Source organism: Mycobacterium sp. E2699 (assembly GCF_001666745.1).
Lineage (GTDB): Bacteria > Actinomycetota > Actinomycetes > Mycobacteriales > Mycobacteriaceae > Mycobacterium.
Genome location: NZ_LZJH01000135.1, coordinates 1 through 12,439, shown reverse-complemented (window position 1 = coordinate 12,439; position 12,439 = coordinate 1). Strand labels below are relative to the sequence as shown.

Below are 12,439 nucleotides of genomic sequence, written 5' to 3'. Positions count from 1 at the left end.
CGCCCGGGCGGAACTAGCCGTTCTGGGCCCGTTGCGGCGCCTGCCCGATTTTGTTGACCGCGAAGGTGGCGGCCTGGTTGACCATCCCGTTGTCGATGTACGACATGTGCGACATGATGTTGCCGCCCGGGGAGCAGATCGGGTCGTCGGGGGCGCACAGGCTGATGGTCCTGCCGACGAGCGCCGGGCTGATCGTCGGCAGCGGCTGGCCGCCCCACAACATGCTGGAGAACCCGCTGGTGGGCTCGCCGAACAGGGCGACGGCGGCGACGTGATCGGTCACCGGACCCGGGAGCGCCTGACTGGCGAGGTCGATCACCGTCGAGCCCTGGGAGTACCCGCCGAGCACCATCTTCGTGTTGGGGCAGCTGGCGGCGACGTCCTGGATGTGCGCGCTGGCGTCGTTGGCGCCGGCCGTCGCGCTGTTGTGGTAGTCGTCGTTGGCCGGGTAGTTGACCGCGTAGGCGCTGATGGACCGGCCCCCGAGCTGTGCGGTGAGCGAGTCGACGAATGCCTGTCCGACGTTGGCGAGGCCGGGCTCCTGGTGGGTGCCGCGCGCGAAGACCACCGCGACGTCGGTGCAGGGGTCGGCGGACGCGGCCGGAGCGACGGAAGTGAAGGCGGGCCCGGCCAGCGCCGCGCATGCCGTCACGGCCGAAACACCGACGAGGCGGGCGAGGCTGCGTGAATTCATGCCCAAATCCTGACATACCGCGGGCAGCGCGACCGCCATGGCCGGCTCGAAGCATTTGCTGTCCGCGATCAAGCAGGATACGTACACTGTACTAAACGCGGCGGGGCCCGACCCGCGCGTTACCTGCGGTTCGCGTTGGCCGAGCGGATTATTCGAGAGGGGAACGGTGAGGTGCGGGCCCGTTTCACGGCCGACGAGATCGCCGAGTGCGCGCTGGAGATCGTGGAGCGCGACGGGGTAGCCGGGCTCAGCATGCGGGTGGTCGCGTCGCGGCTGGGAACCGGGCCGATGACGCTGTACAACTACGTGAACGGCCGCGACGGCCTGGAAGAACTGGTCGTCGATGCGGTCATGAGCTCTCTGCGTTTACCGGCGCCGACGAAGGATTGGCGCGCTGATCTGATGGCGACTGCGACGGCGCTGTGGGAGACCCTGCGGGCGCATCCCAACACCGTTCCGTTGATCGTCACTCGAAGACCCGTGACAGCACGGAGTTATGCCCCGGCGGAGCGGATGATCGAGGCCCTGTCACGATCGCATCTGGACCAAGTCCAGATTCTTGCGGCGTTCCGGGCGACGCTGGCCCTCGTCACGGGGTCGGCGCAGGCCGAGTTCGCCGGCATCTTCGCCGGGACGCCCCTTCACGAGGAGGCGAATCGCGCTGGTGCGGCGCGAATCAAAGAGCTTGCTCGCAAGGAATTCCCGCACATAGCCTCGTTGGCCGATGTGGCCCGACGGTCGACTGCCGCACAGGATTTTCGGCGCGGCCTGGAAATGTTCGTCACCGGACTGGAAGGGACACCGGGCGGGTCGCGGCGGCGCCTGCAACCGAGAAAGCGCTGAAAGTCGTTTCCGCGCATCCGATCTCGTGGGCTAGATAAGCCTGTCCGTCAACCGGGCCACCCCCGCACCCCCGAGTAAGGGCAACGCGAAGCGACGTCCGCCGAGCGCCGCGGCGACATGGATGCCGTGCCCCTCGACGAGGGAATCGGCGCCGGCCCTGCCATCGGTGAAGCTCCATCCGGTGTCGGTTGTCCGCAGCGACAGCCCAGCCGCGTTGCTTTTAGCGGGCACAAAGGGATTGGGAACCCGCACCTCGATGTCGAGAACGGCATCGACGATGCGGCCGGGAATCAGGATTTCCCGGCCCAGCGGCAACGCGATGTCCAGGTGATGCAACACGTGGTCGCCCAGGAGAAGACCGGCGGGGAACCGCTTCCCGATGCCCTTCGGATGCTCGATGAGCCCGGCAAACGTATCGATCAGCTCCGCCGGCGTCTGCCGGCCGGCCAGCCGCCGGGCCACTGCCGTGTTGGCGCGGTCGAAGCTTCCCCGGTTTGCGAATAGCGCCGACCCCAACGAAGGCAGCGAGATGCTGTACCCCTTGACAAGGTGCGCGAGCACGTCGTGGTTGCTCCATTCACTGCAAAGACTCTGTCGCTTCCAGTCCGATGGTGCGAGCGTCCGCGCGAACTCGACGAACATCCGGTCGTGTTCGGCCAGCATCTTACGAGCCGACATGGAGTTCCCTTCGCAGGAAAGCGATTTGGTCCGTCAGGAGCTCCGCCACCAGTGGTGGGTGGTAGATCTCGAAGTGATCGCCGTCGTAGGCGCGGATGACGGCGTTGGGTATTTTGCGCGCGACGTCGTACACATGCTTGACATCCATCAGCGTCTCATGCCTCGAAACACATACCAGCACAGGAGCTTTGATTCGCGCGGCCTTCTTTGTGGCGCTGATCATCGCGAGCCCGAGGACGTTGGCCGCCGCAATTCGGTTGTCGAACGTCGCTCCCTCGGTGGCGGTCGAATTCCATCCCTCTTCGGCACCGGGTACCGTCACAACGGCCGACGAGCCGGGCGGGCCCACGATGGGCACGTATCGTCGCGGCAGGCCGAAGGCGGCTCGACACAGATCCTGCACGACGGGCATCGTCATGCGAAGCAGGGGAGCGATGCCGGAGCGCAGTGCGGCGCCCGGGCCATGCACGATCGGGCATTGAACGACAACCGCCGCGACGTCGGGACGTTCGGCCGCCGTCCGCAGCGCATGCGTGGCGCCGAGGCTGGTGCCCCACAGGCCGACGCTGTTGGCGTCGATGCGGCTGTCGGCCTGAAGAAACTCGAGCGCTGCCGCGACGTCCTCGTGCTGGCGCCGCATCACGATCCGCTGGCGCGGGTTTCCCTCCGACTCGCCGGTATTCCGGTAGTCGAAAGCCAAGGTGGCGATCCCCGCTCCGGCAAGCGCTTGCTCATACTGGCGCAGCATCATCTGGTGGTTGGCGCCCAAGCCATGAATGAGAACCACTGCGGGGTAAGCTTTTTCGTCACCCGGATAGGTTACCCAGGCCGCGCAGCGCGTGCCGTGCGAGTCGAAGCTGACGCGGTTCGTCGGCGCGATCTTGCCATGCATCCAGCACCACTCCTCATAAGTACGGTGTACGTGAGCCACTATACGTACGCCGTACCTATAGGCGTCAAGCGGCGCGGGCGACGCCAGCTGTTGCGGGTCAGGTACGGCGTACGTATGGTGGGACGCGGCCTACGTAGGAGTAGTGCCATCCGGACGGCGGATCGCCGCCCGTCGCCCACTCGACGATTTGGAGGCGGTATGACCACTGTCCGTGAGGCCATCCTGGACCTGCTCCGCAAACACGGGCTGACGACCTGCTTCGGCAACCCGGGATCGTCGGAATTGGCTCTGCTGCAAGACTTCCCAGACGATTTCCGCTATCTGCTCGGGCTGCAGGAAATGGTTCCGATGGGGATGGCCGACGCGTACGCGCAAATCACCCGTCGGCCCGCACTGGTCAACCTGCACACCGCCCCGGGGATGGGCAACGCTCAAGGGCAGCTTTACAACGCATTCGTCAACAAGACCCCACTCATCGTCACGGCGGGAAACCAGCGGCGAACGATGCAGAACCAATACTGCCTACTCACCAATATCGAGCCCACCATCGTGCCCCGGCCCTTCGTGAAATGGGCGGCCGAGCCGGCCATTGCGAGCGAGGCCCCTGCTGTGCTCGCTCGCGCGATCCACCTGGCGACGACGCCACCGATGGGGCCCGTATTCGTCTCGCTGCCGATGGACGACATGCCGGTCGAGCTCGACGACACCCAGGCGGCCGATATCGCGGCGGTGCGCGAGCGCTCGGTGACTTCCGCCGCGGGCTTCCCCACCGAATTGGCCGAACAGATCTGCGCCCGACTGGAATCCGCGGCATCGCCGGCGCTGATCGTGGGCGGCGACGTCGAACGCTATGGCGCATGGGACGCGGTCATCGGGTTGGCCGAACGCACGCAGTCGGTCGTGTGGACCGCCCCCCTGACGGGCTGGAGCGGATTCCCCGAGGACCACGCCCTGTATCAAGGCGCATTGCCGCCGGGCGCCGGCTGGATCTCGCAGATACTGGCCGGACACGATCTGCTGCTCGCGATCGGCGCCCCGGTTTTCCGGTATTACCCGCAGGTGGCCGGCCCCTACCTGCCCGAAGGCGCGAGCCTGATCCACATCACCAACGATCCCGACGAGGCGGCCCGCGCCCCCGTCGGCGACGCGATCGTCGCCGACCTGGCCAGCGCGGCCGCGGCGCTCTGCGCCGCCGCGAAACCAAGCCAGCGGTCCGCCCCCGCGCCGCGCGCCCCGATCCCGACTTTCGAAAGCGCGCAAGCACCGCTCAAACCGGAAGCCCTGTGGACGGCCGTCGGGCGAGCCGCGCCCCCGGAGACGCTGTGGGTCAGCGAAGCGGGCAGCAACGAACTCGCCATCACCAACAGCATTCGGCCCGGCAATCCCTTGTCGCACCTGTCGGCCGCCGGCGGTGGGCTCGGCTTTGGACTGCCCGCTGCCGTCGGCGCTCAACTGGCGGTTCCGGATCGTCCCGTCGTGGCCCTGATGGGCGACGGTTCGATGCATTACGCCATCACCGCGCTGTGGACCGCCGCGCACTACAAGATCCCGTTGACCATCGTGGTCGCGTCCAATGCCGAATACGGTGTGGTGAAAGAGTTCGGCATGTGGGAGAAGACGCCGGGGGTCCCGGGACTCGACTTACCGGGTCTCAACGTCGTGGCAACGGCCGCCAGCTACGGCGTCGACGCTTACGAAGCGGACACGACCGATGACGTCATCCAGTTGGTGAAGGCCGGCATCGCCGACCGCGAGAGGCCCACCCTCATCAACGCGCGCACCACGCCGGTCAACGTCTGATTCGGTCGGCCCGCCAACACCGCGCGTGCATCGGGACGTCGATCACGTCGGCGCCGGGGAACCGCGCCTCCAACGCGGCGCGCGCTTCGGCCAGCCTGCGGGCGCGGTCATCCGGTGACGCGACGATGACCCGGCTGTAGGTGCCCAGCATCGCGACCGCGTCGTCGACCGTCATGGTCCGCACGAACCGGAACGTCTCGCGGGCGACGTTGCGGAAGATCGCCGGCTCCGGGAGGACGACCTCCAGGCGCCGGCGAGCCCGCGCTGCCGACTCGGCGGCCGCGGCCTCGTCCCCCGGCAAGCGGTCCAGGTTGCGCACCCAGTCGACCTCGCGGTCGCGGCTCGTCCAGATCAGCCCGAGCCGACCGCCGTCGCGCAGCACCCGGCCGATCTCCGGGACGGCCCGTTCGTGATCCATCCAGTGCCACGCCGACGATACGAACACCGCGTCCGCGGAAGCGTCGGGAAGCGGGATCGACTCGCCACTGCCCTCGACGACGCGCACGCCGGGGGATCGCTCCGCAAGCACCCTGCGCATCCGTGCGTCGGGTTCGACGGCGAAGACCTCAGCGGCCCTGCCGACCAGCGTGCGGGTGAACAGCCCGGTGCCCGCACCCACGTCGACGGCCACGCCACAATCGGAGGGGACCAGCCAGTCCACCGCCTGATGCGGGGGTTGGGGCCGCAGCCCGTCGTAGTCCTCGGCGATCGACCCGAAGGACATCGCGCGTTCTCGGCGATCGGTCACAGCGCCACCGTAGTCGCGTGGGCGGCCACGGCCGTCGGCGCGCAAACGTTTGGTGAATACCGAGAATTTTGGCCGGGATTTTTCTAGAGTCGGGCGTACCGGCCTGCGGCGTGACGTGCCCGTCCCCGGTACAGAACGTGGTTGTGGGGGTTAGAGGGGAAGGACATCCGGGGCATGAGTTTTCTGACGTCGCCGCCAGAGATTATCTCGGCATTGCTCCACTCGGGCGCCGGTCCGGCTCCGATGCTGGCCGCGTCGGCGGCGTGGGACGGGCTGGCCACCGAATTGGGTTCGGCGGCGCAGTCGTTTTCTTCGATCACCTCCGCGTTGGCCGGTGACGCCTGGCAGGGGGCCGCCTCCACGGCGATGCTGTCCACCGCGGCGCAGTACACGAGCGTGTTGAGCACGGCGGCGGCGCACGCGCAGACGGCCGCCGCGCAGGCCCAGGTAGTGGCGGGTGAGTTCGAGTCCGCGCTGGCCGCCACGGTGCACCCGGCGTTGGTCTCCGCCAACCGGAGCCAGTTGCTTCAGCTCGTGTTCTCGAACCTGTTCGGCCAGAACGCCCCCGCGATCGCCGCCACCGAGGCCGAGTACGAGCAGATGTGGGCCGCCGATGTGTCCGCGATGGTGGGCTACCACGGCGGGGTCTCGGCGGCCGCGGCCCAGCTGTCGTCCTGGGCGGCGACTCTGCAGAGCCTGCCGGCCCAGGCCGCCGCCGCGATCGCCAGCAGCCCGGTGGGCCCGCTGACCTCGGCGGCCAGCAGCCCCCTGGGCGCGGCGGTGAGCTCACTGAATCCCGCCGCGTCCCTCAGCAGCCCCTTCGGCGGCGCTCTCACGGGCATCGAGCACTATGCCATCGACGTCATCAACGCGCCCACCGACCTGTTGTTCGGCCGTCAGCTGATTCCCTACGGCCCCCAGTCGACCGGCGGCAGCGCGACGATCAACAGTGGTATAGCCAAGGCGCCGCTGACGATGGTCGGCGGCACCGAGCCGATCGTGAACGCCTCCGTGGGCCCCGGGTCGGCCATCCCGCTGCTGGTCGACACCGGATCGACGGGCCTCGTCGTCCCCTTCACCAAGGCCGGCGGGCTGCTGGGAATGCTCGAGATGGGCATCCCCAGGGGAGCCGGTATCGGCGGGTACAGCGGCGGACTGGACTACCTTTACCTCACCTACAACGCGCCGGTGAATTTCGGCGGCGGGCTCGTGACCGGGTCGACGCCCGTCAACATCGAACTGTTCGCCTGGCCGGTGTCCATCCAGTCCGCAATGACCAACGGCCTGACGTTCCAGTCCTTCTTCGCCTCCGACGGTGCGGCGGGCGTCCTCGGCGTCGGACCGAACGCGGGCGGCCCCGGCCCGAGCATCCCGCTGCAGGCGCTGCCTGGCACGTTCAATCAGGGCCTGCTGATCAACGAACACACAGCCAGCCCCTATCTGCAGTTCGGTGCGGCGCCAACAAACCTGGGGTCTCCTATCGCCACACTTAACGGATCGCCCATTACCAACCTGGAGGTGAGCATCGATGGCGGGCCTCTGCAAACCGTCTCGTCGATCGTCGACTCCGGCGGCGTGGAAGGAACGTTCCCGACGGGCTTGAACGCACAGCCAGGACAGAACATTGCTGTCTACGCCCCTGACAACCTGACAACGCCGCTGTACTCGTACGGCTATCAACAGACGTACTTCCCCACTCCGATCTCGAGCGGGTTGATGAATACCGGCAACCTGGTATTCCAGCAGAATCCCATCTACATCGATTACCTCACGGGCAACTCGAACGTTTACTAGTGATCTGAGGCCCAACCCGTCGCCTCGATGTCGGTGGTTCGCTGAAATTCGAGATTTTCAGCTCCGACTTTCCTAGAGTGCCTACTGGCTGTGCCGCGCCGGTCCTCTGACCTGCGGCGTCACGTGCCATCGCGGGGGAGAAGCGTGAGCTGAGAGGACACCCCGCGGGTTGAGTTTCCTGACGTCGCCGCCTGAGGTCATCGCGTCGTGGCTGCATTCCGGGCCCGGCTCGGCGCCGATGCTGGCCGCCGCGGCGTCATGGGACGGGCTGGCCACGGAGCTGGGCTCCGCGGCCCAGTCGTTTTCCTGGATCACCTCGGAGCTGGCCGGCCAGGCCTGGCGAGGACCCGCGGCGGCGGCGATGATGCGGACCGCCGCCCGGTACACGGCGTACTTGAGCGAGGCCGCGGCCCAGGCGCAGACGGCGGCCGCACAGGCGCGGGCGGCGGCGGACGCGTTCGAATCCGCGATCACCGCCGTCGTGCACCCCGCGTTTGTCGCCGCCAACCGCAATCGCCTTGCGCAGCTTGTCATTTCGAACGTGTTCGGGCAGAACGCCCCCGCGATCGCCGCCGCCGAATTCGACTACGAGCGGATGTGGGCCCAGGATGTGGCCGCGATGATCGGCTACCACGCGGCGGCCTCGGCCGCGGTGGCGCAATTGGGGACTGCATACCTCCCTTAGCGCCGGCTTCGCGCCCGCCGTCCCGAATGTCGTTGGCGGGCAGCCACAGCGTGTGGCGTGGGGATGACCACCTTGTACCACCGAGCCCGTAGCGTTTCGCCCCCCGGAGACACCGGGTACCTGCAGGGTCATGGGGTGGGTGACGCAGCATGCGGTGGCGATCGTGGCGGCGTTGCTCGCCGCGTTCTGGGCCGCGGTGGGGATCGTGGTCCGGCAACGCGTCGCCCAGGGCGTTTCCGCCGACAAGGCCATGTCGACGGCGGTGACGACGACCGTGGTCCGCGATCCGCTGTGGTGGGCCGGTACCCTCGCCGCCGCCGCCGGCTACGTCTTCCAGGCGCTGGCGCTGGCCCACGGATCCCTGCTGTTGGTCCAACCGCTGCTGGTGTCGTCGCTGCTGTTCGCGTTGCCGATGAGCGCGAGGCTCTGCCACCAACGCATCACGTGGGCCGAGTGGGGCTGGGCGGCGCTGCTCACCGCCGCGCTGGCGATGTTCGTGCTCGTCGGGCAGCCGCGCGAGGGCCATAACCGGCCGCCGGTCCCGGCGTGGACGCTCGCGTTGGTGCTGACCGTGCCGCTGGTGACGGCGTGCGTGCTCGCCGCCCGCCGCGCGCTCGGGCGCCCCCGCGCCATGCTGCTGGCGGTGCCGGTGGCGGTGATGCTGGGGATGATCGCCGTGTTGACCAAGATCTGCACGCACCGTCTGGCCGTCGGTGGGTGGCACGGGCTGCTGACCGTGCCGGCCCCTTACCTGCTGGTCGCGCTGGCGGCCGCGTTGACGGTGTTGCAGCAGTTGGCCTTTCATGCCGGCGCCCTGCAGGCGTCGGTGCCGATCATGCTGGTGGGCGAACCGGTCGTCGCGGTGGCACTGGGCGTTGTGGTGCTCGGTGAGCATGTGGCGGTACGCGGACCGGCCGCGGTGGTCCTGGCGATCGCTGTCCTGGCGATGGCGGTGTCCGCCGTCGCGCTGGGCCGCGGTCAGGCAGCCGAAGCGGAGGCGTCGGCACGGCCGCCGTTGTCCCCGGTGTCGCCGATGGCCGCCGCAGGGGCGGGAAGGGCGAATAGGGCATAGAGTCCGGCGTGATGAACGCGCGAATCCCGCGCGAGCAGTCGCAAAAGCCCCCGACACGCCGGGCGAAAAGGGGCTTTACTGTCTGCTCGCGAAGCAAGAGTGGGCCGGTTCGGGCGTGCTGCGCGGTGTTCGCCTCGCTGCTGTCGGGGCTTGCCGCGCTCGCCTTCGCACCCGCGGCGTCCGCCGAGCCGGTCGTCGCGGCACCCGGCGAACGGCTGATCGGCTGGGACATCTACCGGCGACTGGATCGCCTGCCGTATCTCAGCACCGACACCCAGAGCCTGGAGGTGTCCAGCTTCGACCGCAGCGGCGGGGATTTCGACATCTCCACCGGCAACAAGAACGGCAGCGGCGGCTGCTTGGCTTCCGGCGGTGCCGGCTGTGTGGTCGCCGAGGATCACGGTGCCGGAGAGGTGGATTCGATCTGGTTCACCCGCGACGGCGGCAACGTGCGCGCGATGGGAACGATCCGCATCGAGTTGGACGGTCGGACGGTGCTCGACGCGCCGCTGCAGTCGGTGGTCGACGGCGCGTTGGGTGCGCCGTTCGCGTGGCCGCTGGTGGCCAACGCCGCACAATCGCCGGGCGGGGTGTACATCAAGGTGCCGATGCCGTACCGGCAGTCGATGCGGATCAGCGTCGCATCGCATTTGGAGTACTACCACGTCGACTATCGGCGGTTCTCCACCGCCGACGGCGTCCGCACGTTCTCGCCGTCGGATCGGGCGCAAGACGTCCTGGCCACGCTGCGCGCCGCGGGCAGCGTCGACCCCAAGCCGGTGGAACCCGAAGCGGTGCATGCCAATCGGGTCGTCGACCTGCCCGCCGGCGCCGCGGTGACGCTCGCGGAACCGGTTGGCCCGGGCACGATCTCGGCGTTGCGCCTGCGTTTGCCGGAGCCGGCGGACCAACTGCTCTCCGGGTTACGGCTGCAGATCGAGTTCGACGGCCGGACCATGGTCGACTCGCCGGTGGGGGAATTCTTCGGCGCCGGGCTGGGCACCAACGACGTCCGGTCGCTGATGTTCGCGACGAGCCCACAACCCGACGGGTCGGTGTCGTTATCTGCTTGGTGGCCAATGCCTTTCGCCCGCAACGCCAGCATCACCCTGGTCAACACGACCACGGATCCGGCGCCGCGGATCGACAGCGACGTCGTGTCGACCGCCGACCCGCAGTGGGCGCCCGCGCTGGCCACCGGCCGCGCCGGGTACTTCACCGCGCGCTCACACGCCGGACCGACCGCTCAGGGTCAGGACTGGGTGTTCGCCGACGAGCGCGGTCACGGCAAGTTCGTCGGCGTCAGCCACACCATCCGCGGTTCCCGGATCAGGACGTCGTTCAGCGACGACGCCCCATACTTTCTCGAAGGGGCCGAGCGGGTGTACACCGACGGTGCCCTGTCGCCGCAGTGGTACGGCACCGGCACCGAGGACTTCTACGAGGGCGGCTGGTATTTCAAGAACGGCAAGCACTTCAGCGCCCCGCTGACCGGGCAACCCGACCAACGCACGACCACCGGCGGATGCGCGGACTACTGCGTCGCCGCGTACCGGCTGACGCTCGCCGAAGCCGTCGACTACCACTCCGCGCTGCGCTTCGGCATCGAGCACGGCAAACGCGACATGGTCCAACCCGACTACAGCTCGACCGCGTTCCTGTACACGCAGCCCGGCGACACCGTCGCACCCGGTGACGACGTCTACCCGAGCGATCCCGTGAGTCGGCTGTTGCACGGCTACCGCGACGACGCCGCCACCGATCAGCTGCTGGTCAGCCAATACGAGGGCAACGACGACGCCCGCCCCATCGCCGGGTTGGTCCGCGCCACCGGCGCCGCGATCGCCTTCGACGTCGCCGTCGCCCCGGACAACCGCGGGTTGCTGCTGCGCCGCACGTCGGACCAGGCGAACGGCTACCAGGCGGCGGCGGTGGCCGTCGACGGCGTTCCCGCCGGACTGTGGCTGCAGGCCCGCAGCAACGCCGTTCACCGCTGGCTCGACGACACCTACCTGGTGCCCGAATCGCTCACCGCGGGCAAAGATCGCGTCACCGTCACGCTGGCGCCGCTCCAAGGCACCCTGCCCTGGACCGCCAGCCGCTATCACGTGGACGCTCTGACCGGGTAGTAGAGCCCGCTTCGCATCGCCCGCCGATGTCGTTACGGTTGACACCATGAGCCGCAACCGTGCGGGCGCCGCGCCGCTTGTCGTGGGAGCGATCGTCGTCGCGCTCGCCGGCTCCGCAGGGCCGACGCCGGCGGTGGCCGCCCCGACGACCGTGCTGGCCGAGGCGCCGAGCATCGCCACCGGCGCGCAGCCCCAGCTGGCGTCCGACCCCGCGCAGCTGGCCGACGACCTCGTCGCCGACGAGCACGCGCTGCACGACCCGTCGACGGCCGAGCCGGCGCGGACGGCGGCGGCCAAGCGCCAGCAGGCCGCCTATCGCGCCATCGGGCAGCACCCCGAATGGGACGCGACCACCCGACCGCGCATCCCGTCGGCGCTGCTCGACGTCTACGACCGCAACGTCGACGCCCGCCGGCAGCTCACCGCGATGACGCCGGTGCGGGACACCCTGCCCGCCTGGAGCATCGAGCCACCCGCCCCGGCCGACGAGCTGCTGGGCTACTACCACCAGGCGGAGGCGGAATCCGGCGTCGGCTGGAACTACCTCGCCGCGATCAACCTCATCGAGACCCGCCTCGGCAGCATCCACGGCGTCAGCACCGCCGGCGCGCACGGACCCATGCAGTTCCTGCCCGCGACGTTCGCCAGCTACGGGCAGGGCGGCGACATCGACTCGCCCCGCGACAGTATCGCGGCGGCCGGGCGCTTCCTCGCGGCCAACGGCTTCGCCACCGACCGCGATCACGCGATCTATCAGTACAACCACGCCAACCAATACGTTCGCGCAGTGGACCAATACGCTTCGCTGATGGCCAGCGATCCATCCGCCTTCGGCGCGTATTACCGGTGGGACGTCTATTGCCGCACGACCGCGGGCGACGTGTTACTTCCGATCGGCTACGCCGCGACATCGCCGATCCCGGCCGCGGAGTACGTGGCGAACCATCCGCAGTAGCCCGCCGCTCGCTCCCGCGCGCGGGTTTTTGTCGTACCCGGCTGTGATGATGGGGTCATGTTGTCGACGGCGCCGCCTCGGTTGGGGGTGAACCATAAAGAGCGGTTGGCGGTGTTGTTTGAGGAGTTGGCGGAGTTGGCCGGGCAGCG

10 protein-coding genes and 1 pseudogene are annotated in these 12,439 nt (G+C 68.7%); 7 read left to right on the top strand and 4 right to left on the bottom strand.

The features are described from left to right. Positions 1 to 13: 13 nt before the first annotated feature. Positions 14 to 694, bottom strand: coding sequence for a cutinase family protein (locus tag A5696_RS22965; protein ID WP_067883354.1), 681 nt, complete (start codon positions 692 to 694; stop codon positions 14 to 16). Between the two features lie 135 nt (positions 695 to 829). On the opposite strand from A5696_RS22965, the gene A5696_RS22960 reads away from it, so the two are divergent. Next, complete coding sequence (locus A5696_RS22960) at positions 830 to 1,537, top strand: TetR/AcrR family transcriptional regulator (RefSeq protein WP_231964567.1); 708 nt, start codon at positions 830 to 832, stop codon at positions 1,535 to 1,537. Between the two features lie 30 nt (positions 1,538 to 1,567). On the opposite strand, the gene A5696_RS22955 is transcribed toward A5696_RS22960, so the two are convergent. Together A5696_RS22955 and A5696_RS22950 are read right to left on the bottom strand one after the other, a co-directional pair. Continuing rightward, positions 1,568 to 2,200, bottom strand: a complete 633-nt coding sequence (locus A5696_RS22955; RefSeq protein ID WP_231964566.1) for a maleylpyruvate isomerase family mycothiol-dependent enzyme — start codon at positions 2,198 to 2,200, stop codon at positions 1,568 to 1,570. Between the two features lies 1 nt (position 2,201). After that, on the bottom strand, positions 2,202 to 3,107 hold the full coding sequence (locus tag A5696_RS22950) for an alpha/beta hydrolase (RefSeq protein WP_067883292.1): 906 nt from the start codon (positions 3,105 to 3,107) through the stop codon (positions 2,202 to 2,204). Positions 3,108 to 3,305: 198 nt separating this feature from the next. Here A5696_RS22950 and mdlC point away from each other — a divergent pair, with 198 nt between their 5' ends. Next, complete coding sequence (gene mdlC / locus A5696_RS22945) at positions 3,306 to 4,907, top strand: benzoylformate decarboxylase (RefSeq protein ID WP_067883291.1); 1,602 nt, start codon at positions 3,306 to 3,308, stop codon at positions 4,905 to 4,907. Here the strand turns inward: mdlC and A5696_RS22940 are convergent. Then, entirely contained in the window at positions 4,897 to 5,655 is a 759-nt protein-coding gene (locus A5696_RS22940) for a class I SAM-dependent methyltransferase (RefSeq protein WP_067883290.1), read from the bottom strand. The genes mdlC and A5696_RS22940 overlap by 11 nt on opposite strands. A gap of 174 nt (positions 5,656 to 5,829) precedes the next feature. Here A5696_RS22940 and A5696_RS22935 point away from each other — a divergent pair, with 174 nt between their 5' ends. From A5696_RS22935 to A5696_RS22915, 5 genes and pseudogenes are all read left to right on the top strand, one after another. Further along, positions 5,830 to 7,449, top strand: coding sequence for a PecA family PE domain-processing aspartic protease (locus tag A5696_RS22935; RefSeq protein ID WP_082969110.1), 1,620 nt, complete (start codon positions 5,830 to 5,832; stop codon positions 7,447 to 7,449). A gap of 169 nt (positions 7,450 to 7,618) precedes the next feature. After that, a pseudogene (locus A5696_RS22930) lies at positions 7,619 to 8,113 on the top strand (PPE family protein); the annotation flags it as partial. Between the two features lie 151 nt (positions 8,114 to 8,264). Further along, positions 8,265 to 9,206 (top strand): DMT family transporter, encoded by a 942-nt coding sequence (locus A5696_RS22925; protein ID WP_067883287.1) that lies wholly within the window; start codon positions 8,265 to 8,267, stop codon positions 9,204 to 9,206. A gap of 125 nt (positions 9,207 to 9,331) precedes the next feature. Then, a complete protein-coding gene (locus A5696_RS22920; RefSeq protein WP_067883286.1) occupies positions 9,332 to 11,335 on the top strand; it encodes a glycoside hydrolase family 172 protein in 2,004 nt (667 codons plus the stop codon). Positions 11,336 to 11,381: 46 nt separating this feature from the next. Beyond that, positions 11,382 to 12,290 (top strand): lytic transglycosylase domain-containing protein, encoded by a 909-nt coding sequence (locus A5696_RS22915; protein WP_067883285.1) that lies wholly within the window; start codon positions 11,382 to 11,384, stop codon positions 12,288 to 12,290. Positions 12,291 to 12,439 lie beyond the last annotated feature (149 nt).

Bases quoted from the DNA above. Each gene is read 5' to 3' on its own strand.
- A5696_RS22965 (WP_067883354.1), bottom strand. From the start codon at position 694: ATGAATTCACGCAGCCTCGCCCGCCTCGTCGGTGTTTCGGCCGTGACG.
- A5696_RS22955 (WP_231964566.1), bottom strand. From the start codon at position 2,200: ATGCTGGCCGAACACGACCGGATGTTCGTCGAGTTCGCGCGGACGCTC.
- A5696_RS22950 (WP_067883292.1), bottom strand. From the start codon at position 3,107: ATGCATGGCAAGATCGCGCCGACGAACCGCGTCAGCTTCGACTCGCAC.
- mdlC (WP_067883291.1), top strand. From the start codon at position 3,306: ATGACCACTGTCCGTGAGGCCATCCTGGACCTGCTCCGCAAACACGGG.
- A5696_RS22935 (WP_082969110.1), top strand. From the start codon at position 5,830: ATGAGTTTTCTGACGTCGCCGCCAGAGATTATCTCGGCATTGCTCCAC.
- A5696_RS22925 (WP_067883287.1), top strand. From the start codon at position 8,265: ATGGGGTGGGTGACGCAGCATGCGGTGGCGATCGTGGCGGCGTTGCTC.
- A5696_RS22915 (WP_067883285.1), top strand. From the start codon at position 11,382: ATGAGCCGCAACCGTGCGGGCGCCGCGCCGCTTGTCGTGGGAGCGATC.